Below are 1,276 nucleotides of genomic sequence, written 5' to 3' on the forward strand. Positions count from 1 at the left end.
AGAGTTCATCAAGCGAGAGTCTTTGGCTACGCGGTAGATATTAATTTTGATGCTGAGCACTTTCGGGTCAAAGGATGCCTGGCGAACCAATTCACCAATATGGTCAAAGGTGTGATAAGGGTAGTAGAGCAGAATGTCTTTGGCTTTGATGGCTTCGAAACTGTTGGCGTAACCTTCAAAGTCTGCACACTTCATTGGTGGCATTGGTTTGTTTTCGAGGTATTCTCGCCCGACGTTTGGAAAAGCGATGAAATCTTTGAAGTTGTGGTAGCGTCCACCTGGAATTAGGTTGTCGTAATTGGAAATTCTTAGTTTGCTGCACAAGAAGTCGAGCATCTCTTGCGGCATTTCACGCTCATACACAAAGCGTACTGGCATGGCGGTTAAACGTTGGTTTACACCTGCTGACATTTGCTCTAGCAAGCTGTATTCGATTTCATTACGCAAGTCGTATTCTGCATCACGCGTCATTTTCATCGCGTAGCCTGCGAGCTCATCATAGTCGAAAAAGCCTTTAAAAAGCTCGTCTAAACAGTATCGGATGATGTTATCAAGCAGGATGATGGTCTTACGGCGTTTGCCTTTTTGCTCTGGCACCATCACGAAGCGTGGCAGGTGGTCGGTTGGAATTTCGATGAGAGCGTATTGAGAGTGGTCTTCTTTGCGCAGTTCGACGGCGATGTAAGCGTATTCGTCTTTGAGGAATTGCAGCACGTCGATTTCATCTTTCATCAACAAAGGCGTGATATGTGGCATGACTTCTTTGCGGAAGTATTTGGTGATCCACTTTTCCTGCGCTTCATCGAGTTGATGCTCATTGACCAAGAAAATGCGACGCCTTGCCATTTCTCTAATTAATTCACTGTAAAGTTCGTCGAATTGTTCGTTAAGCTTAAGGGCTTTAGCTTGCATCTTACTTAACAGACGCTTGGAGTTGTCACTCCCTCCTCGCTCTTGGTTGATCAAAATACGACGTTTCACATCAGCGATGCGCACTTTGTAGAATTCGTCGAGGTTGTTGGAAAAGATCCCAAGAAAACGAATACGCTCGATCAACGGAACGGTTTTGTCGGCCGCTTCTTGTAACACTCGTTCATTGAAAGATAACCAACTAAGCTCTTTTTCTATATATAGTTTTTCTGCGCTCATAACCTTACCTAGCCTAAAGTGAAGTAATCGTACTGATCATGGGGATAAACAGACGAGTGAAAACATTATGAGATTTTTGTTACAGATATATTTCATACCACGCATTGCATAAGAGTTGTATTCTTTT

The 1,276-nt window shown here is 43.6% G+C and carries 1 protein-coding gene; it reads right to left on the reverse strand.

The window, feature by feature from the left end; genetic code table 11:
- Window positions 1-1,149: RNA degradosome polyphosphate kinase (locus tag R7P74_RS24805; protein ID WP_318123297.1), on the reverse strand; the 1,149-nt coding region annotated here is incomplete at its 3' end.
- Window positions 1,150-1,276 lie beyond the last annotated feature (127 nt).

The organism is Vibrio sp. 2033, from assembly GCF_033339735.1.